The organism is Dietzia cercidiphylli (assembly GCF_039531545.1).
GTDB lineage: Bacteria > Actinomycetota > Actinomycetes > Mycobacteriales > Mycobacteriaceae > Dietzia > Dietzia natronolimnaea.
This window is the reverse complement of the sequence record NZ_BAAAQG010000008.1, coordinates 43,626-63,725: the sequence shown is the minus strand read 5'-3', so window position 1 is coordinate 63,725 and position 20,100 is coordinate 43,626. Positions and strand designations below refer to the sequence as shown.

Sequence of the window (20,100 nt, the reverse complement as noted above, 5' to 3'; positions counted from 1 at the left end):
GATGGACAGCGGCCCGCGTCACAGTGCGGGGAGCGGCCGACCTCGCCATCGCCGACCAACGAGAAGTCTGTTCGGCTCACGTCGGCCGAGAGGGAGGTGTGCGAAACGTCCTTTTCGATGGGCTGGCGGGCCCGATGGGCTGGCGGGCCCCATGGGCTGGCGGGCCCGATGCTCCACATGGCCGCCCGTCTCCACAGACGATGCCGAAATCGCGGGATGGACGAGGGATGCCACGCTCGTCGTCGTCGACGCTTGCCCCATGCGCCCCGACCCGTCTCCCCGCCGCACCCGCGACCTCGTCCCCGAACGCGGGCGGCGCCTGCACTCCAGCGGCCTCGTCCCGCACCACCGAGGCCTGTGGGTCCCGCGCACCGCCGACCGCGACCACCCGCTCACCCGGATCACGGCGATCACCGCGCTGTACCCCGGCGCGATCGCGACCGGCTGGCTGGCCGCCGACGCACACGGCCACCCGTTCCCGCCGCGGGACTACCCCGACGAGTTCGCCGCCGGCTCGACGCGGGTACGTCGGCCCGGCATGATCGGCCGCCAGTACACGATCCCACGGGAACACGTGTGCCACCTGACCGGAACCGCGGGTGCCGGCCTGGCCGCGAGCCCCGCATGGGCGCTGTTCGACATCGCGCGGCGCGGTGACCTGACGGACGCCGTCTGTGCATTGGATGCGGGCCCGTCCATCGGCGTCGACCCGGAGCGCGACGTCCGGCCACTCTCGATGGACCCCCGACGGATCCCCGGCAAACGACAGGTCCTGGCCGCACTCGACCTCTGCGACACCGGAGCCGCGTCGCCGTGGGAGACCCGGACCCGACTGTTCCTACTCCGACACGGGCTCACGAGGTTCGAGACGCAGGTGCCCGCACCCGGCCTCCCGTATGTCCTCGACCTCGCGCGTCGTGACCTCAAGGTCGGCGTCGAGTACGACGGCGAGTACCACCGCACACCGGCGCAGCACGCCAAGGACCTCACCCGCTGGAACCGCCTGCGCCGCGCGGGATGGCTGGTCTACCCCCTCACCACCACGATGGTCACCCGGGATGAACACGCCACCGCCGCCGACATACGGGCTGGCGTCCGCGAGCGCGGCGGCTGACGGCAGTGCGCCAGCCGGCGGGCGGGCACCGACCGACGGACGGCAGTGCGCCGACGAAAAGACAGTTCCGCACACGCGCTCTCGGGCGATGTGTGCGGAACTGTCTTCTCGAGGTGGGGGGACGCAGGGGCTCAGGTCAGCGGCCGGTGCCGGCGTAGACCTGGGCCTCCTCCTCGCCGCCCAGCTCGAACGCGGCGTGCAGGGCGCGGACGCTCTCGGGGAGCTCGTCCTCGCGGACCAGCGCCGAGATGCGGATCTCCGAGGTGGAGATGAGCTCGATGTTGACCCCGGCCTCGGACAGCGACTCGCAGAACGTCGCGGTGACGCCCGGATGCGACTTCATGCCGGCGCCGACCAGGGAGACCTTGCCGACGTTGTCGTCGTAGAGCACCTGGTCGATCCCGAGGTCGTCCTTGGCCTGCGAGAGCACCTCGACGGCCCTGGCCCCGACCTCACGCGGGCAGGTGAAGGTGATGTCGGTCTTGCCCTCCGCCTTGGAGACGTTCTGCAGGACCATGTCGATGTTGATCTCGGCGTCGGCCACCACGCGGAAGATCTTGGCGGCGTACCCCGGCTGGTCCGGGATTCCGACGACCGTGATCTTGGCCTCCGAGGCGTCGTGAGCGACTCCGGTCAGGACTGCGTCTTCCACGGGGATGTCCTCCACTTTTCCGGCCACGAGCGTGCCTGGGTTGGTCGAATACGACGAGCGCACGCGCAGGGGCACGTGGTACCGGCGGGCGAACTCGACGCTCCGCAGGTTGAGGATCTTCGAACCGACGGCCGCCATCTCCAGCATCTCCTCGTACGAGATGGTGTCGAGCTTGCGGGCGTCGGGGACGATCCGGGGGTCGGCGGTGTAGATGCCGTCGACGTCCGAGTAGATCTCGCAGACGTCGGCGCCCAACGCGGACGCCATGGCCACCGCGGTGGTGTCCGAACCGCCACGACCCAGGGTCGTGACGTCGCGGGTCTCCCGGGACACACCCTGGAACCCGGCGACCAGAGCGATCTTGCCCTGGTCCAGGGCGTCGCGGACCCGCCCCGGTGTGATGTCGATGATCCGGCTGTCGCCGTGCTTGGTGGTGGTGATGATCCCGGCCTGCGAGCCGGTGAACGAGTACGCCTCCATCCCGAACGAACTGATGGCCATGGCCAGCAGGGCGTTGGAGATCCTCTCGCCCGAGGTCAGCAGCATGTCCATCTCGCGCTGCGGGGGCGCCGGGCAGACCTGGTCCGCCAGGTCCAACAACTCGTCGGTCGTGTCCCCCATCGCGGAGGCGACGACGACGACGTCGTTGCCCGCCTTCCTGGTCTCGACGATCCGTTCGGCCACCCGACGGATACGTTCTGCGGACTCCACGGAGGAGCCGCCGTACTTCTGCACTACGAGTGCCACGCGGTCACACCCTTCCGGTGTTGATCGGCTTAACGCAGCCCTACATTACGGGAGGTGTTTACTCATCATCGATGACTGAAACTTGGGTGGCCGTCCTCCTGGCCCTCGCCTCCGCCCTCAGCCAGGCCTTCGGCACCGTGATGCGGCACCGCACGAAGGACCGCGCCGGGGGTCGGCTCGAGGGCCGCTTCGGCGTTCTCGCCAGCAGGTACTGGTGGTCGGGCATGGCGATCAGCCTGGCCGGATTCGCCTTCCAGGGTGGGGCGCTGGCATTCGGCTCGCTCATCCTCGTGCAGACCATCACCGTCCTCTCACTGACCTTCGCGCTCCCCCTCGGAGCGTGGGTGACCGGCCGGCGGGTGACCAAGACCGAACTGTTCTGGGGATACGTCCTGGCGGGATGCGTGGTCGTCCTGGTGATCTACGGGCGACCGACGGGAGGAGACGCGCACCCGCCCTGGTACGAGTGGGCGCTCGCGTGCGCGGCCGGGCTCGCCGTCATCGCCGTGCTGCTGCGCCTGTCCCGGAACCGACGCCGCAACGGTAACCGCGCGCTGCTCCTGGGTGTCGCCGGCGGTCTCGCGTTCGCCTACGTCGCGCTGCTCACCAAGGGTGTGGCCGACCGGTGGTACTCGGGCGGGTTGCTCGAGGTGTTCACCACGGGTGAGGTGTACGGACTGGTGGCGGCGGCGGTGATCGCGCTGACGCTGCAGCAGATGTCGTTCTCCGCGGGGGCCGTGCACCAGGCGGTGCCCGCCTCCACCGTCACCACGCCCGTCGTCGCGCTGGGACTGGGCGTGGTGGTCCTGGGCGAGTGGTTCACCGTCGACGGCCCCGAGCTGGCGATCCTCGCCGCGACCCTCGTCCTGATGGTGGTGGCGACCGTGCGCTTGGCCAACAAGGAGGTCGACCAGGAGACGCAGTCGGTCCCGGGCAACGCGGGGGCAGTGGGCCACGGGTGACGCCGGCGCAGTCGGTCCCGGGGTAACGCGGGCGGGGTGGGCCGCGATTCCAGAGCCATGAGGACCTACCCCGAGCGGCAGCGCACGTCGATCCCATCACTTACGCTGAGCCTCATGCGCCTCACCCGCCCCAGCGGCACCTCGAGCAACAGCCGCGCCGCACAGGGCGGCCGCGATTCCCGCCGTGATTCCCGCCGCGATTCCCGCCGTGACTGCCGCAGTGAGACCCACCGGGGGTCACGCCGCACGTCCCGCCTGGTGGCGACGACGCTCGCCTCGGTCGCCGCGGTCATCGCCCCGCTCGCCGTCTCCGCCCCCACCGCCGGGGCCGTGGTCAACGGCACTCCCTCCGGGCCGGCGCCCTGGGCCGTCCAGATCACCACGTTCAGCGGGATCCCCGGCACCCCGTGCTCCGGAGTGGTGGTGGCCCCGTACTGGGTGGCGACGGCCAGGCACTGCGGCCCCGCCAACCCGAACGCGTACACCCTGGGATTCGGCAACGGGGCGACCGTCCCGGGCGGGTTCGCCGAGACCGCCTCGCTCGCCACCCCCCAGATCGTCGGGGCGTTCGGATCCCTCGAGACCGGCAGCATCGGGCGGCACACCCCCGTCGCCGCCTACCACGCGCCCGCCGGGGACGTCATGCTGCTCAAGCTGGCGCATCCGGCGCCGTCCCCGTCCGTCAAGCGCGCGGGCAGGGACCCCGTGGCCGGCGACGTGCTGCGGTTCCACGGCTTCGGCGCCACCTCGCCCGGCGGTCAGCGCGCCGCGGAGCTGCGCACCGGACTCACCCGCCTCGAGCGGATGGAGCCGCGGGGCGGATCCCGCATCGGCCGGTCCCACACCATCCAGGGCGGATACGGGGCCGGGGACTCCGGCGGGCCCGTCTTCCACGGCGACCTGCTGGTGGGCATCCATTCCGGTTCCGACCACGCACGACGCCAGCCCGACGGCACCAATCCGGCCTGGTACGAGTCGGTCCCGTTCCAGAACGGTTGGATCGACTGGATGATCGCCAACCGTTGACGACGAGGTACCGGTCGCACCCGGCCGTCACTCACGTGCACCGGACCGCCCGCGTATTTGTCACACTGAACAGATGACCTCGCCGGAGCAACCGGAGCTCGTGATCCGTCGCGCCTCGCGCGGCGACCTCGACCTGGTGCTGACCGCCGACGACCTGTTCAGCTACCCGCCCACCGCGGAGTGGACCCGGGACTTCCTCGACAACGGATCCAACCTGCTGTTGCTGGCGCTGCAGGACGAGGTCCCGGTGGGCATGTTGGTGGCGGTGGAGACCGGTTACCTGGGCGCCAGCCCGGACCTGTTCGTCTACGGGATCCGGGTGAGCGAACCGCTGCGTGGCCGCGGGATCGCCCATCAACTGGTGGACAAGGCGCTCGGTATCGCCGAGGAGGCCGGCTGTCGCAGACTGTGGGGGTCGATGCACCACGACCAGGAGCTGGGCGCCGACTCCCCGCTCTCCCCGCCGGAAGCGACCACGGGGTCCACAACCTTCGTCATCCCGATTCCGTGAGACCCTGCGGAACCGTGTATCGTGACCCCCATGCAGCGCGTGCTCCTTCTTGGGTGCCGCGGCGGGGCCCGCTGAGGCGGACCGGCTCCCCGTCGCGGGATCTCGTCGCGCCGGTCCGATCCCCACAGATCGAATCCACGGAAGTAGAGCCCCGCAATGAATCCCGCTGACGCATTCGTCTCGTCGTCGTCGACCATCACTCCCCCCTCCAAGCCCGGACGCCCCGACCAACCGTCGTGGAACCGACAGAAGGGCTCCTCGATGCCGGCCCACCGGTACCGGCCCTTCGCGGAGGAGGTCGAGGACGTCTCGCTGCCCGACCGCACCTGGCCGGACAAGGTCATCACCCACGCGCCCCAGTGGTGCGCCGTGGACCTGCGTGACGGCAACCAGGCGCTGATCGACCCCATGAGCCCGGCCCGCAAGCGCCGGATGTTCGAACTGCTGGTCCGCATGGGCTACAAGGAGATCGAGGTCGGGTTCCCGTCTGCCTCGCAGACCGACTACGACTTCGTCCGCGAGATCATCGAGGACGAGGCGATCCCCTCCGACGTCACCATCCAGGTGCTGGTGCAGTGCCGGGAGGACCTGATCCGCCGCACGTTCGAGGCGTGCGAAGGCGCGTCCAACGTGATCGTGCACTTCTACAACTCGACCTCGATCCTGCAGCGCAAGGTCGTGTTCCGTAAGGACCGCGACGCGATCAAGAAGATCGCCACCGACGCCGCCGAGCTGGTGACCGCCATCGCGAAGGACTACCCGGACACCAACTGGCGCTGGGAGTACTCCCCCGAGTCGTTCACCGGCACCGAGCTCGCGTTCTCCAAGGAGGTCTGCGACGCCGTCACCGAGGTCGTGGGCGCCACTCCGGAGAACCCGATCATCCTCAACCTGCCCGCGACGGTCGAGATGGCCACGCCCAACGTGTACGCCGACCAGATCGAGTGGATGCACCGCAATCTGGCGCGCCGCGACTCCACGATCCTGTCGCTGCACCCGCACAACGACCGTGGCACCGGCGTGGCCGCCGCCGAGCTGGCCTTCCAGGCCGGCGCCGACCGCATCGAGGGCTGCCTGTTCGGCAACGGCGAGCGCACCGGCAACGTCTGCCTGGTGACGCTGGGCATGAACCTGCTCACCCGCGGCGTCGACCCGCAGATCAACTTCTCGGACATGGACGAGATCCGCCGCACCGTCGAGTACGCCAACCAGCTGCGCGTACCCGAGCGTCACCCCTACGGCGGCGACCTGGTCTTCACCGCCTTCTCGGGCTCGCACCAGGACGCGATCAACAAGGGCTTCGACGCTCTGCAGGTCGAGGCCGACGCGCGCGGCGAGGACATCACCGACATCACGTGGGAGGTCCCCTACCTGCCCGTGGACCCCAAGGACGAGGGCCGCACCTACGAGGCCGTGATCCGCGTGAACTCGCAGTCCGGCAAGGGCGGCGTGGCCTACATCATGAAGAGCGACTACGGCCTGCAGCTGCCGCGGCGCCTGCAGATGGAGTTCTCCGGGCTGGTGCAGAGCGTCACCGACTCCGAGGGCGGCGAGGTCACGCCCAAGCAGATGTGGGACATCTTCTCGCTGGAGTACCTGGACCGCGTCTCACCCATGGAGCGCATGTCGCAGCACCTCGTTCCCGCCGAGACCGACGACGGCGTGGACTCGATCGACGCCGTGGTCAAGTGGAAGGGCGAGACCAAGGAGCTGACCGGGTCCGGTAACGGCCCCCTGGCGGCGTTCGTCGCCGCGCTCAACGAGATGTTCGACGACGAGGTGCGCATCCTCGACTACTCGGAGCACGCCATGACCGCCGGCGACGACGCCACCGCGGCGGCGTACGTCGAGGTGCAGTTCGGTAACCGGGTGTTCTGGGGAGTCGGCCGTGCCGGTTCCATCACCACCGCGACGCTGCGCGCCGTGGTCTCGGCCGTGAACCGCGCGTACGCCGACGAGGCCGTGGGCTCCGACGAGCCCGTGGGCAGCACCGTGGGCGCCCGGACCTGGGCCCCCTGACACCTGGGGCTGGTCCTGGGGGGCTGGCCCCGGGGGGCTGGTCCCAGGAGTTGGTCCCAACGAGAAGAGCGTTCCGCACACATCGCCCGAGAGCCGGGTGTGCGGAACGCTCTTCTCGTTGGGCGAGGCGGCCTGTCGATGCGTGGGCTCGGCGGCCGAGTGGGCGCGTGGTCTGGCGTCGGGCCCGCAAAGACCAGCCCTTGAAGGCTCCAGAGGCGCCTCCTGAACCTCACTCGTCACATGTATCACTCCGGTAACAAAGGTCTCGATTTGGTTACGTCGAGCGCGTAATGTGGCGGTCGATCGCGCCGATATGCCAGGCGTCAGTTTCTGCAGTACAAGTCTGGAGTGCACCCTTATGCCCGTTTCACGCCGTGGGTTTCTCACCGCCGCGTCAGTCGGGGTGGGCGTCGCAGTCGCCTCCTCCGTCCGTGGCCCCCTCGCCGGGGCCAACCCGTTCGACACCGGTTCCCTCGGCATGGCCCAGGACCTGCTCAAGTCGGTCCCGACCGGCAGCGGGATGATCCAGCCGAACGGCCCGCTCGGCTACGTGGGGGTGACCTTCCCCAGCGCCGAGGAGATCGCCGGCCGGATCCGGTTCGCGTTCCCCGACGGCTCGGTGGGCGACTGGCTCCCGCTCGAGGCGATGGACTCCGCCCCGGACAGCGGCAGCACTCCCGCGTCCGATCTCGTCGCCGCGCCGCTGGGATCCGTGGGCTACGAGGTCGACGCCCCCGCGGGCGCCCGTGCCACCGCGTTCGACGACGGCCGGGCCGCACCGCGCAACTACAGCCTGGGGAGCGTCGGAACGCTCGGCCTGCCGATCATCCCGCGGGCGGCATGGGGCCCCGGTGACGTCTCGGGGAACCGCTGGGCACCGCAGTTCCACCCGGCGCAGGCGATCACGATCCACCACACGGCCTCGCCCGTGGGACCGGACCGCGCCGCGAGTGTGCGCGCGATCTACAACTACCACGCCAACACGCTGGGCTGGGGCGACGTCGGGTACCACCTGCTCATCGACCCGGAGGGCCGGATCTACCAGGGCCGCGGCGGAACCGTCGGCGGGACCCCGGTCTTCCAGGTGCCTCCGGTCGCCGGCATCGCTCCCCCGGTGGTCACCGCGGGCCACACGGGCGGCGTCAACAACGGCAATATCGGGATCTGCGTGCTGGGCGACTTCACCGGAGCGCCGCCGACCCCCGCTGCCGTGGGCGCGACCATCGACTGCGTTCGTGCCCTCTGTTCGGCCACGGGCATCAACCCGCGCGGCGGCATCACCTACCGCAACCCGCAGGGCGGTGCCACGCGCAACATGCCGGCCGTCTCGGGCCACCGCGACTGGGGCGGGACCGCCTGCCCGGGCAACTCGTTCTACCCGCAGATGCAGTTCATCCGCGACACCGCCGCGCGCGGCTGGTCCCCGAACGCGATCTCCTCGGCCGCCTTCGGCTCCTGAGCGTCGTCTGACGGACCCACCTCTCCCATCGAAAAGAGCGTTCCGCACACCTGCCTCTCGGCGGATGTGTGCGGAACGCTCTTCTCGTGCGGCGGCCGGGCTCGGTGCAGCGGCCGGGCTCGGTGCAGCGGCCGGACCTCAGTCGCGGGCGCGCGTGGGGAGCACCATGCCCAGCACCCAGTTGACCAGGCCGATCACGATCGCCCCGAAGAACGCCGCCCAGAACCCGCTCACCAGGTACTCGGCACCGAACAGCTGGAACGTGGTGGTGACCCAGCTGGTGAGCATGAGCATCAGCGCGTTGATCACCAGCAGGAACAGCCCCAGCGTGAGGATGGTCAGCGGCAGCGACAGCAGCTGCACGATCGGCTTGATCACCGCGTTGATCAGCGTGAACACCACGGCCACGATGAGCAGCGCCGCGATGGTCGGCACGCTCACCTCATTATCGATGGCGCCGGCGTCCATGTCGGCGACACCGGCGGTCTCGTACAGGGAGATCCCCGGCACGATCAGAGTCGCCACCCACAGGGCGACGGCGTTGACGATCAGGCCCAGTATCAGCGCCATGTCCGGTCAGCTCCCCACATAGGAATCGGCCACATCGAGTGCGCGGTCGAAGATATCGAGCCCCGCGTTCGCCTCGTCGGCCGTGATGATGCAGGGCGGAACGATGTGGAATCGGTTGTAGTTCATGAACAACAGCACGCCGTCGGACTTGGCGGCGGCGAAGGTCCTGGCCATGGCCTCCGATGTCCCACCGTAGGGGGCGAGGGGCTCGCGTGTCTCGCGGTCGGCCACCATCTCCACGGCCCAGAACACTCCCAGGCCGCGGACCTCGCCGATCGACGGGTGCGTCCGTGCGAGCTCGCGCAGGCGCGGGCCGATCACGTCCTCGCCGATCGTGCGGGCGTTCTCGACGATCTTCTCGTCACGCATCAGGTTGATCGTGGCCACCACGGAGGCGCAGGCCAGCGGGTGCCCGGCGTAGGTCAGGCCACCGGTGTAGGGGGTGGTCTCGAAGGAGGCGGCGATCCGGTCGTGCAGGATCACCCCGCCCAAGGGGACGTAACCGGAGTTGGAGCCCTTGGCGAAGGTGATGAGGTCGGGGGCCCAGTCGTCGTCTCCGGACCGGAAGTTGTCCAGGGCCAGCCAGGCGCCGGTGCGCCCGAAGCCGGACATGACCTCGTCACAGATCATGACGATCCCGTACTTGTCGCAGATCTCCCGCACACCGCGCAGGTAGTCGGCCGGCGGCACCATGATCCCGACCGTGCCGGGCACCGACTCGATGATCAGGGCCGCGAAGTGGTCCGGACCCTCCAGCGCGATGAGCGAGTCCAGGTGCTCGAGCGCGCGGTCGCACTCCTGCTTCTCGTTCTCCGCGTAAAACTGCGACCGGTACAGGTAGGGCGCGTGGAAGTGCACGGCGCCGGTGTTGCCGTGGTCGTTGGCCCAGCGGCGGGCATCACCGGTGAGGTTCATCGAGGTGGTGGTGGCGCCGTGGTAGCTGCGGAACGCCGAGAGGGTCTTGTGCCGGCCGGTGTGGCGGCGCGCCATGCGGACGGCGTGCTCGACGGCCTCGGTGCCGGCGTTGGTGAAGAACACGCGGTTCATGCCGGCGGGTGCGACCTCGGCGACCAGCCGGGCGGCCTCGGCGCGGGCGGCGTTGGCGTGCGCGGGGTTGATGGTGCACAGCTCGGCGGCCTGGTCCTGGATGGCCTTGACCACCACGGGGTGCTGGTGGCCGATGTTGGTGTTGACCAGCTGGGAGGTGAAGTCGAGCAGGCGGTTGCCGTCGCCGTCGGTGAGGTGGCAGCCCTCTGCGGCGGTGACGACCATCGGGTCGCTGGCGCCCCAGGCGGACCACGGGGTCAGGACGTGGGCCCGCTCCTTCTCGTAGACCTCGCGGGCGGCGGCGTTCTGGGGTGCGGGCACGGGACGGTACTCCTGTTGTCGACGACGTGGGCCGCAGCCCATCATGTCAGTTCCGCGACGCCCACTCGGACCAGCGCCCCACGATGCGGAACACGTGCGTCAGGAGGCGCGTGTCAGAAGAGCGCCTCCTGCGCGCTGTCCACCGCCTGGGCGCCCGCGACGGGCCGCCCGGGCGCCACGTCGGCGAGCATCTCGGAGAACCGGGCGAACGGGACCAGTTCGAGCCCCTTCTTGCGGGCGAACGCCGCGCGGCCCCGGACAGCGCCGGGGGCGTCGCACACGGCCAGCGAGGTGCGGGAGGAGATGCGGTCGGCCAGGTAGAGACCCGAGTCGACGACGAGGCCGGCGATCTCCTCCGGGTCGCGGTCCACGTCCTGCGTGAAGACCACCTCCATGCCCTGCACCAGCCCGCCGCCGCGCTTCAGCCGCCCGGCCGGCCGCCAGAGCCTGGGTGCCGCAAGAGCCTCGGCCCACACGCGGGAGACCAGGAAGCCGGTCTCCGGGTCCGCCAGCATCCCGTCGAGCTCGCGCACCGAGGGCTGCACGTCCTTGGCCGCGGCCACCTGCAGCATCCCTGCGAACACCCCGGCCAGGACCAGCGCGTCATCGTGGGCGTCGTGCGCGGCCCGTTGCTCCACCCCGAAGTGCGCGGCGAGCGTGACCAGCTTGAGGTCGGCGGTGGACAGGTGCAGCCGGCCCGCGAAGTCCAGCGTGCACAGGAACCGCTCCAGCGGCGGCTCGAGTCCGGCCCGTCGCGCCTCGGAGGACAGGAAGGACGCGTCGAACGTGGCGTTGTGGGCCACCACGGTGCGGCCGTCGAGCACCCGGGCCAGGTCCGCGGCCACGTCGGCGTAGCGCGGTTTGCCCGCGAGCAGGGCCGGGGTGAGTCCGTGCACGTGGACCGGCCCCGGGTCGACCCCCGGGTTCAGCAGGGTCGCGAACTCCTCGACCACCTCGCCGTCGTCGTCGATCACCACCGCCGCCACCGACAGCACCCGGTCGACCGACGGCCTCATCCCGGACGTCTCGACGTCCACCACCACCCAGCCGCTCATGTCACCCCGTCTCCCGTGCCGTCAGTGCCGACCACGTCCGCCCGTGCCGCCTATGTTGGCAGACCGCCCCGACATCTCCGGCGTCCGAGCCGCTTTTCCCGCCCCATTCCGTCCATCCGCGCGACTCCCCCGGGTCGCGCGCGCGGACTATCCTCGACGCCGACAGCTCATCGAACCGGCCACCGCCGGTCCGGCCAGATCCAGGAGAGCCCGTGGCGCGGTACCGGTCGGACACCCCCGCCGCTCGCCTGCGGGACGCCCCGGTGCGGGCACGACGACGCACCCGGCGACTGTTCCGGCTGGCCGCGGGCGGGTACGGCGCACTGTGCCTGGCGGCGCTGCTCGGCGTGGCGGTGACCGCTCCCGGGACCGAGCTGGGGAGTCCGGACACGGCGTCGGCCAGCACCCGCCCCGCCTCGGCCCAGCCCTCCACGTCCGTGCCCGACGGCCGGGTGGAGGACGCCGCCCACCGCGTGCGGCCGGTCCCGTCCGGGTGGCGCGAGGTGGGCCCACTGCTGTCCGGGGCCGTCACCGACGCCGAGCTGGCGGGGCACCGGTTGGCGGCGTGCGTCCTGGCGATCGACGCCCCGGACGAGCGCGTCGTCTGCTCGGGCGAGGACGACCCCCGCTACGCCGCGTCGGTGATCAAGGTGGCCTACGCGGTGGCCGCGCTCGAGGCCTGGGACGCCGACCCCTCCGCCGAGACCCCCTACGGCACCCTCGGAGACCTGCTGGAGCAGGCCGTCTCCGTCTCGGACAACGACGCCGCGAACCTGCTCTACGACCTCGCCGTCGAGGGCCCCTCTGCGCCCGATACCGACGACCCGATCGAGGCGATCAACGACGTGGCCGACCGGGTGGGGCTGGCCGAGGAGTTCCACACCGGCGGCGCCTTCCGCTGGGAGTGGACCGGGGACTGGAGCCGGGTCAGCGCTCGCGGAAGCGTGGAGTACCTGACCGAGTTGGTCAGGGCCGCCGACGGGCGCGCGTCCGGCAGCGAGGCCCTCACCTCGCCCGCGGTCGCCCGGATCGTGCTCGACCTGATGAGCGACCAGGAACGGGTGGGGAAGCTCCCGGCCCACCTGCCCGCGGGGTCCACCGCCAACAAGACCGGCGAGACCGACACCGAGGCCCACGACATCGCCGTGGTCAACACCGCCTCCGGCCGGTACGCGATCGCCGTGATCGCCACCGCGGCCGGCTCCGACAACACACCCGACGAGGTGATCGCCGGGCTGGGTCGGGACGTGGCCCGGGCGCTCGGCGGTGCGGCGCGGTTCTGAGCGGGCGCCCCTGCCTAGACTCGTCGCATGAGTTCCCGCGCGCACTCCGCACTGACCCCCCGTGGCCGCGCAGCAGTGGCCGTCTCCCGTCTGGCCACCTGGGCCTCGCGGGTGTCCGGCCGCGGGTCGGGCGGGATGATCGGCGGGCTGGTCGCGCTCAAGCTGGACCCCGGCCTGATGTCCCAGCTCGCCGCCGGGCGCCGGACGGTGCTGGTCACCGGGACCAACGGCAAGTCGACGACGACGAGGATGGTCGCCTCCGCGCTGTCGACGGTCGCTCCGGTGGCCTCCAACGCCAATGGCGACAACATGGACGCCGGGATCGTCTCCGCGCTCGGCGCCGACCGCCGGGCCCCGCTCGCGGCGATCGAGGTGGACGAGCTGCACACCCCCGCGGTCGCGGAGAACACCCACCCCGAGGCGATCGTGCTGCTCAACCTGAGCCGCGATCAACTGGACAGGGTCGGTGAGATCAACTCGATCGAGCGGCGGCTCCGGGCCGGGGTGGCGGCGCAGCCGCAGGCCACGGTGGTGGCCAACTGCGACGACGTGATGATCACCTCCGTCGCCTTCGACAACCCCTCGGTGGTGTGGGTGGCCGCCGGCAACGCCTGGGCCGGCGACTCGGTGAGCTGCCCGCGCACCGGCGAGCCGATCAGCCGCACGGTCGACGAGACCGGCGCCGTGCACTGGCAGGCGAAGGGCACCCTGCCCGACGGTCGGCGGTTCGCGCGGCCCGAGCCCGACTGGTGGGTCACCGAGGACGCGATCCACGGGCCCGACGGCTTCACCGCGCCGATGCGGCTGGCCATCCCGGGGCGGGCCAACCGCGGCAACGCCGCCCAGGCCGTGGCCGCCGCCGTGGCGATGGGCGCCGACCCCGCTGCCGCGGTCCGTGCCGTCGAGGTCGTCGACGACGTGGCGGGCCGCTACTCGACCGTGGACGTGGACGGCCGCGCCGCGCACCTGCTGCTGGCCAAGAACCCGGCCGGCTGGCAGGAGGCGCTCGGCATGATCGACACCTCCGCGGACGGCCTGGTGATCGCGGTCAACGGACAGGTGGCCGACGGCGTGGACCTGTCGTGGTTGTGGGACGTGCGCTTCGAGAGTTTCGAGGGCGTGTCCGTGTACGCCTCCGGTGAGCGCGCCGCGGACCTGTCGGTGCGCCTGAGCTACGCCGGGGTCGAGCACCGGCTCGAGCCCGACCCGTTGACCGCGATCAGGCGGTGCCCACCCGGCCGGGTCGAGGTGCTCGCCAACTACACCGCGTTCCGCGACCTCGGACGCGCGATCGCCGCCCGGAAGGAGCAGCAGCGATGACCGACCGCGACGCCGGGGCCTCCGCCTCACCGCTCGACACCGTCTCCCCCGATTCCCCGCGGCCGACCGAGTCGACCGTGCGCATCGGCCTGGTGCTGCCCGATGTCATGGGCACCTACGGCGACGACGGCAACTCCCTGATCCTGCGCCAGCGCCTGAGGTGGCGCGGGTACGACGCCGAGATCGTCCGCATCACCCTCGACGACGCCGTTCCCGACTCGTGCGACATCTACACGGTGGGCGGGGGCGAGGACACCGCCCAGAAGCTCGCGTCCCGGCACCTGTCCGGCTCGCCCGGGGTGCAGCGGGCCGTCGCGCGCGGGGTGCCGGTGCTGGCCATCTGCGCCGGGATGCAGGTGTTCGGCGAGTGGTTCATGGTCTCCGACGGCTCCCGCGCTCCCGGATTGGGCCTGCTCGACGTGACCACCTCGCCGCAGGCCACGCGCTCGATCGGCGAGCTCGTGGTGGAGCCGCAACTGGCCGGGCTCACCCAGACCCTGACGGGCTTCGAGAACCACATGGGCGCCACCGTCCTGGGCCCGGACGCCGCCCCCCTCGGACGCGCCACCTCGGGCGTGGGCAACGGCGTCCCGGCCGGCGAACCCGCGCGTGCCGGCGGGCGGGTCGAGGGGGTCGTGCAGGGGTCGATGATCGCGACCTACATGCACGGCCCGGTACTCGCCCGGAATCCCGAGCTGGCGGACCTGCTGCTGTGTCGCGCGCTGGGCGTGGACTCGCTGCCGCCCATCGAGGTGCCGGCGGTCGAGCAACTGCGACGCGAACGCCTGGCGGCCGCCCGCCGTTGACGCCTGCCAGCCCGCCGGTGGGGCTTTTCAGCCCGCCGGTGGGGCGGCCGCCGGTGGGAACAGCGAGTCGGTCCAGCGCTGCCACCCGGCGGTGAGCGCGTCGCGGTCGAATCCCTCGCCGAAGTAGTAGTGGACGACGGTGACCATGCCCCATGCCCAGCGGGTGCGTGCTGTCGGAGCTGTCATGACCCGGGGGTGGACGCCCCCGGGTCGCACTCGATCAGTCGGCCGGAGGGCGGCGCTCGCCTACGCTCGGATCCATGTGTATCCACCACGGCACCGCCACCCTCACCGGCTCCGTGACCCCTCCCGATCCCGCGCACGAGGCAGCACAGGTGCGCGCCCTGTGGGAGCCGCTGGGTCTTCCGGGGATCATCGACGTCCACACGCATTTCATGCCCGACCGGGTGATGGCCAAGGTGTGGGACTACTTCGACGCCGCCGGCCCCAAGGTCGGGCGGACGTGGCCGATCACCTATCGGGAGGCCGAGGACGAGCGTGTCGCCCGCCTGAGGTCCTACGGCGTACTGGCGTTCTCGTCGATGCTGTACCCGCACAGGGCGGACATGGGGGCGTGGCTCAACTCGTGGTCGGCGGACTTCGCCTCACGGCACCCCGACTGCCTGCACACCGCGACGTTCTTCCCCGAGCCGACCGCAGGAGACTACGTCCGGGACGCGATCGAGGCCGGGGCCCGGGTGTTCAAGTCGCACATCCAGGTGGGCGAGTACGACCCTCGCGATCCGCTGCTGGACCCGGTGTGGGACCGGCTCTCGGAGGCGCAGGTGCCCACGGTGATCCACTGCGGTAGCGGCCCCGTGGCGGGTCCCTTCACGGGGCCGGAGCCGGTCGCTGACGTGCTCGAGCGGTTCCCGGATCTTCCGCTGATCATCGCCCACATGGGCATGGGCGAGTACTCGGAGTTCCTGGATCTGGCCGAGCGGTACAGCGGCGTCTACCTGGACACGACCATGGCGTTCACCGACTTCGTCGAGGAGATCAGCCCGTTCCCGGCCTCAGAGCGCGGGCGGCTCGCCGATCTGGGGCACAAGATCCTCCTGGGGACCGACTTCCCCAACATCCCCTACCCGTTTGCGCACCAGCTCGACGCCCTGGCGGGACTCGGGATGGGCGATGACTGGCTACGGGCGGTGTGGCACGGGAACGCCGCGAAGCTCTTCGATCTCTGACGGACCGGTCCGGCCCGCCGCGCCACTGTCCCCTCCGGGGATCCGCTGCTCCACCGGCTCGGGGGATGGTTCGGGAGACGGCCGGGGGGTCGGGGGCTCACTCTGCTCCGGACGGAGCACGCCTCCCGACCGCGCGGGCTGGGAGGGGCCACCGGACAGGATGCGGCGGCCGGACAGTGCACTGCCCAGGGTCAGCTCGTCCGCGAACTCGAGATCCGCACCCATGGGCAGGCCCGAGGCGAGGCGGCTCACCACGAGTTCGGGGAACGGCCGCAGCAGCCTGGCCAGGTACGTGGAGGTGGCCTCGCCAGTGGTGTTGGGGTCGGTCGCGATGATGATCTCCGCGATCTCCTCGCCCTCGAACTCCTCCCCGACCCGCCTCATCAAGGCTGCGATGCGCAGTTCGTTGGGCCCGATGCCGTTGATGGGATCGAGCGCGCCACCGAGCACGTGATAGAGCCCGCGGAACTCGCGGGTGCGCTCGATGGCCTCGATGTCCTTGGGCTCCTCGACCACACAGACGAGCGTGGGGTCGCGCCGCGGGTCGGAGCAGATGCGGCAGCGTTCGGCCGCCGACACCGTGCCGCAGACCTCGCAGTACGTGACGCCGTCGACCACCGCCTGCAGCGCGGAACGCAGCCGCTCCACCGACTCCGGCTCCGCCTGCAGGAGGTGGAAGGCCAGCCGCTGCGCGGACTTCGGACCGACGCCCGGCAGTTTGCCGAACTCGTCGATCAGGTTCTGGACTGGTCCCTCGTACATCGCCGTTCCTGTGCTGTGTCGTTCCCGGCGACGGATGCGACGCCGGGTGGCGGGTCCCGGAGCTCCCCGGGTCCCGCCGGGCTCACATGCCCAGGCCGCCCATCATGTCGCCGAGGCCGCCACCGGAGGCCAGCGGGCCGAGCCGCGACTCCGCGAGCTGCTGGACCTTGGTGTGGGCGTCGCCGAACGCGCCGACGAGCAGATCCTGCAGCGTCTCGATGTCCTCGGGGTCCACGACCTTGGGGTCCACCGTGACACCGGTGACCTCACCGGTGCCGCGCATGGTGACGGTGACGAGGCCGCCACCGGCCTGGCCGTCGACCGTGCTCGCGGCGATCTCCTGCTGCGCCTGGGCGAGCTGGGCCTGCATCTGCTGGGCCTGCTCGAGGAGGGCGTTCATGTCGGGTCCGGGCTGCATGGCGGGTCCTTTCGGCTGGTGCCGTTCTGGGCCGGGGCGGCCCCGGTCGGTCGGAACCCAGGGTAACCGCACCATCGGACAGCGTGCCCCGCCGCGCGGCGGGGCGGGCCGCTCAGCGCTCGAGCGGGCGGGCCCCGAGGTGCTCTTTGAGCAACTGGAGCGCGATGTCCTCGCCGGTCCGGTGATCGATGTTCTGCGGCCCACTGCGGGCCTCGTCCACCATCTCCTCCTCGCTCACCGGGGGCGGTGGCGGACCGTCGGGTTCACCGGCCTCCGGCTCGGGCTCCTCGGGCGGCGGCGGGATGTCGTCGTACCCGCCACCGGGCGCACCGCCCTCGCCGGACCGCCCGTATCCCGCACCCTGACCGGCGTCACCCCCACGGAGCCGACGCTGCCACCCCTGGGGTTCGGGCTGCTGCGCGTTCCCGGGCGCATCCGCCGGTGCCGGGGCTGCGCCACGGGCCGGAGCGGGAGCCGGGGCACCGTCTGCGGCGGCGGCCGTGGCTCCACCCGAGGTGCAGCGGATCGTCCAGTCCCCGCCCACCACCTCGGTGACCGAGTCGGTGATCGCGGTGGCGTTGTGCGGCTGGGACAGCCGCTTGGCCAGCGGGGCGTAGTCATGGACGAGGTGGATGACCCGGCCGTCGACCCCGGCGACCGTCGCGCCGGCGAGCATCACCTCGACGGTGCGGGTCCTCCTGCGGACCGCGTCGCGAATCGCGGGCCATGCACGGCGGATGTCCTCGGCCTCCATGCCGGGGGCAGCGGCGGGTTCGGGTTCACGTCCCGGCTCCGGGGCCGCCCCCGGTCGAGCCTCGCTCGTGGGCCGCGCCTGGTCGTGCGCCTGGTCCTGCACATTGTCTTGCGCGCGCCCCTGAGCCACCTGCGGCTCGCGCCACGGGTCCGCCACCGTCTCCGGGGTGGGCTCGCTCTCGGGTGCGGACGCACGCGTGGGTGCGGACGCGGGCGCAGGCGAGGACGCGGGCGCAGGCGAGGACGCGGGCGCAGGCGTGGATGCGGACGCAGGCGCCGGCACGGGCTCAGGCGGAGCCGACCGCGAGGCGGAGGGTCGCGACTCTTCCGGTTCTGCGGGTGCGGCCTGAGGCGGGGTCGCGGGGCCCGCGGCCACGTCGGAGGACACTTCAGCGGCAGGCCCGGGTGCGGCGTCGCGCGGCGCGGGCTCCGGAGCGGGAGCCGAGGGACCGGCCGTTCGCCGGCTCTCCGCCAGTTGCTGCGCGATGGACTCGGCGGGCACGGCCGATCCGTCGGGCGAGGCCTGTACCGGCCGGGCGGCGGGCTCGGGCGCCTGCCCAGCGGGTGCCTGCGGCGCCGTCGCGGGCGCCTGCGCGGCGGGTGCGGGGCCGTCCTGCTCCTGCCGGGCGGCCGGCTGGGCGGGTTGTGCCTGGGATCGGCGCACGAATTTCGGCCGCCCCTCCGCCTGGGCCGGCGACTGCGTGCCGGGTGCGCCGCCCGAGCCGGGGCGCCCCTCGTCGTCGTCCGGCGAAGCCCCACCCCCTCCGGCCGGACCCCCGTCCCGCGCTCGGGCACCACCGGGAGCGGCGGTGCCCGCCGGCGCGGTGCCCGACTCCAGGGCTTCGACCCGCTGCAGCAGCGCGATCATGGAGTCGTCGGCGGAGGGCAGCAGCAGCTTGGCGCAGAGGATCTCCAGCAGCAGCCTGGGAGAGGTAGCGCCACGCATCGACCCCATTCCCTCGTGCACCATGTCCGCGCACCGAGCGAGGGTGGCGGGCCCGATGGTCTCCGCCTGGCGCCGCATGGTGTCGGCCTGCTCGACCGGGGCGTCGACCAGCCCTCGCTCGATGGCCTGGGGCACCGACTGCACCATGATCAGGTCCCGCAGCCGCTGGAGCAGATCCGCGGCGAACCGGCGGGGGTCCAGCCCGGCCTCGATGACCTTGTCGACGGTCCGGAACAGCGTGGCACCGTCCCCCGCGGCGAGCGCGTCCACGGTGTCGTCGATCAGCGCGACCTCGGTGGCCCCCAGCAGGCTCACCGCGCGCGGGTAGGTGATGCCCTCCTCGCCGGCGCCGGCCATCAGCTGATCCAGCACGCTCAAGGTGTCACGCGGCGACCCGCCACCCGCGCGGATGACCAGGGGGAAGACCGTGGGTTCGACCTTCACCCCCTCCTGCTCGCTGATCCGCTCGACCAGCCCGCGCATCGACGACGGCGTGAGCAGGCGGAACGGGTAGTGATGCGTCCGCGAGCGGATGGTCGGCAGCACCTTCTCCGGCTCGGTGGTGGCGAAGATGAAGATGAGGTGCTCCGGCGGCTCCTCCACGATCTTGAGCAACGCGTTGAAGCCCGCATTGGTGACCATGTGCGCCTCGTCGATGATGAGCACCCGGTACCTGGACGACGCCGGCGCGAAGAACGCCCGTTCACGCAGGTCGCGGGTGTCATCCACGCCGCCGTGGCTGGCCGCGTCGAGCTCGGTGACGTCCAGCGTGCCCGTGCCCCCGGGCGCCAGGGCCACGCACGAATCGCACTGCCCGCACGGCGTGGCGGTGGGTCCCTCCACGCAGTTCAGCGACCGGGCGAGGATGCGGGCGGAGGACGTCTTGCCGCACCCGCGCGGGCCGGAGAAGAGATAGGCGTGGTTGATGCGACCGGAGGACAGGGCCACCGAGAGCGGTTCGGTGACGTGCTCCTGGCCCACGACCTCGGCGAAGGAGGCGGGGCGGTACTTCCGATAGAGGGCCACGTGTAGAGGGTACCCAGGGGGTACGACGGCGAGGTCCGCCCTCCGCGTCCCGGGACCCGACCTCCGGAAATGACCGGAGGGGCCGCGTCTCCGCAGCCCCTCCCGACGTCCCT

Annotated in this window: 17 protein-coding genes and 1 pseudogene; 10 read left to right on the top strand and 8 right to left on the bottom strand. The window is 71.6% G+C overall.

The window, feature by feature from the left end; translation table 11 throughout:
- Positions 1–259 precede the first annotated feature (259 nt).
- On the top strand, positions 260–1,114 hold the full coding sequence (locus ABD250_RS09785; RefSeq protein WP_182658781.1) for an endonuclease domain-containing protein: 855 nt from the start codon (positions 260–262) through the stop codon (positions 1,112–1,114).
- Positions 1,115–1,250: 136 nt separating this feature from the next.
- Here the strand turns inward: ABD250_RS09785 and ABD250_RS09780 are convergent, their stop codons facing one another.
- Positions 1,251–2,513: an aspartate kinase gene (locus tag ABD250_RS09780; protein ID WP_182638458.1), complete on the bottom strand. Its 1,263-nt coding sequence runs from the start codon at positions 2,511–2,513 to the stop codon at positions 1,251–1,253.
- A gap of 71 nt (positions 2,514–2,584) precedes the next feature.
- On the opposite strand from ABD250_RS09780, the gene ABD250_RS09775 reads away from it, so the two are divergent.
- From ABD250_RS09775 to ABD250_RS09755, 5 genes are all read left to right on the top strand, one after another.
- Complete coding sequence (locus ABD250_RS09775; RefSeq protein ID WP_182658782.1) at positions 2,585–3,475, top strand: DMT family transporter; 891 nt, start codon at positions 2,585–2,587, stop codon at positions 3,473–3,475.
- 114 nt (positions 3,476–3,589) lie between these two features.
- Positions 3,590–4,501, top strand: a complete 912-nt coding sequence (locus ABD250_RS09770) for a trypsin-like serine protease (RefSeq protein WP_194306949.1) — start codon at positions 3,590–3,592, stop codon at positions 4,499–4,501.
- Positions 4,502–4,574: 73 nt separating this feature from the next.
- Positions 4,575–5,012 carry a GNAT family N-acetyltransferase gene (locus tag ABD250_RS09765; RefSeq protein WP_179524341.1) on the top strand — a complete coding sequence of 146 codons (438 nt, stop codon included), beginning with the start codon at positions 4,575–4,577 and terminating at the stop codon, positions 5,010–5,012.
- Positions 5,013–5,168: 156 nt separating this feature from the next.
- A complete protein-coding gene (gene leuA / locus ABD250_RS09760; protein WP_182658783.1) occupies positions 5,169–7,031 on the top strand; it encodes a 2-isopropylmalate synthase in 1,863 nt (620 codons plus the stop codon).
- A gap of 403 nt (positions 7,032–7,434) precedes the next feature.
- Positions 7,435–8,490: a peptidoglycan recognition protein family protein gene (locus tag ABD250_RS09755; RefSeq protein WP_338404192.1), complete on the top strand. Its 1,056-nt coding sequence runs from the start codon at positions 7,435–7,437 to the stop codon at positions 8,488–8,490.
- Between the two features lie 138 nt (positions 8,491–8,628).
- Here the strand turns inward: ABD250_RS09755 and ABD250_RS09750 are convergent, their stop codons facing one another.
- The 3 genes from ABD250_RS09750 to ABD250_RS09740 all read right to left on the bottom strand — a co-directional run bounded on the left by ABD250_RS09750 (position 8,629) and on the right by ABD250_RS09740 (position 11,483).
- Positions 8,629–9,060 (bottom strand): phage holin family protein, encoded by a 432-nt coding sequence (locus ABD250_RS09750; RefSeq protein WP_182658785.1) that lies wholly within the window; start codon positions 9,058–9,060, stop codon positions 8,629–8,631.
- Positions 9,061–9,066: 6 nt separating this feature from the next.
- Positions 9,067–10,428 carry an aminotransferase class III-fold pyridoxal phosphate-dependent enzyme gene (locus ABD250_RS09745; RefSeq protein WP_182658786.1) on the bottom strand — a complete coding sequence of 454 codons (1,362 nt, stop codon included), beginning with the start codon at positions 10,426–10,428 and terminating at the stop codon, positions 9,067–9,069.
- A gap of 113 nt (positions 10,429–10,541) precedes the next feature.
- Positions 10,542–11,483, bottom strand: coding sequence for an exonuclease domain-containing protein (locus ABD250_RS09740; RefSeq protein WP_182658787.1), 942 nt, complete (start codon positions 11,481–11,483; stop codon positions 10,542–10,544).
- A gap of 212 nt (positions 11,484–11,695) precedes the next feature.
- Between ABD250_RS09740 and ABD250_RS09735 the strand changes: the two genes are divergently transcribed.
- From ABD250_RS09735 to ABD250_RS09725, 3 genes are read left to right on the top strand one after another with little or no spacing between them, the layout of a single operon-like run.
- The gene (locus ABD250_RS09735) at positions 11,696–12,766 is read left to right on the top strand and encodes a serine hydrolase (protein ID WP_344391992.1); all 1,071 of its coding nucleotides are present in this window, start codon (positions 11,696–11,698) and stop codon (positions 12,764–12,766) included.
- A 27-nt stretch (positions 12,767–12,793) separates the two neighbouring features.
- A complete protein-coding gene (locus ABD250_RS09730) occupies positions 12,794–14,086 on the top strand; it encodes a Mur ligase family protein (RefSeq protein ID WP_344391990.1) in 1,293 nt (430 codons plus the stop codon).
- Positions 14,083–14,892 (top strand): type 1 glutamine amidotransferase, encoded by an 810-nt coding sequence (locus ABD250_RS09725; protein ID WP_344391988.1) that lies wholly within the window; start codon positions 14,083–14,085, stop codon positions 14,890–14,892. The genes ABD250_RS09730 and ABD250_RS09725 overlap by 4 nt, the downstream gene beginning before the upstream one ends.
- Positions 14,893–14,919: 27 nt before the next feature.
- On the opposite strand, the gene ABD250_RS09720 is transcribed toward ABD250_RS09725, so the two are convergent.
- Complete coding sequence (locus ABD250_RS09720; RefSeq protein ID WP_182658683.1) at positions 14,920–15,078, bottom strand: hypothetical protein; 159 nt, start codon at positions 15,076–15,078, stop codon at positions 14,920–14,922.
- Positions 15,079–15,152: 74 nt separating this feature from the next.
- Between ABD250_RS09720 and ABD250_RS09715 the strand changes: the two genes are divergently transcribed.
- Positions 15,153–16,082, top strand: coding sequence for an amidohydrolase family protein (locus tag ABD250_RS09715; RefSeq protein WP_182658682.1), 930 nt, complete (start codon positions 15,153–15,155; stop codon positions 16,080–16,082).
- A gap of 156 nt (positions 16,083–16,238) precedes the next feature.
- Here the strand turns inward: ABD250_RS09715 and recR are convergent.
- The 3 genes and pseudogenes from recR to ABD250_RS09700 form a co-directional block, all read right to left on the bottom strand.
- Positions 16,239–16,844 (bottom strand): annotated as a pseudogene (gene recR, locus ABD250_RS09710) (recombination mediator RecR); the annotation flags it as partial.
- Between the two features lie 82 nt (positions 16,845–16,926).
- On the bottom strand, positions 16,927–17,262 hold the full coding sequence (locus tag ABD250_RS09705; RefSeq protein ID WP_095717156.1) for a YbaB/EbfC family nucleoid-associated protein: 336 nt from the start codon (positions 17,260–17,262) through the stop codon (positions 16,927–16,929).
- A 112-nt stretch (positions 17,263–17,374) separates the two neighbouring features.
- On the bottom strand, positions 17,375–19,987 hold the full coding sequence (locus ABD250_RS09700; protein ID WP_344391984.1) for a DNA polymerase III subunit gamma and tau: 2,613 nt from the start codon (positions 19,985–19,987) through the stop codon (positions 17,375–17,377).
- Between the last annotated feature and the right edge of the window lie 113 nt (positions 19,988–20,100).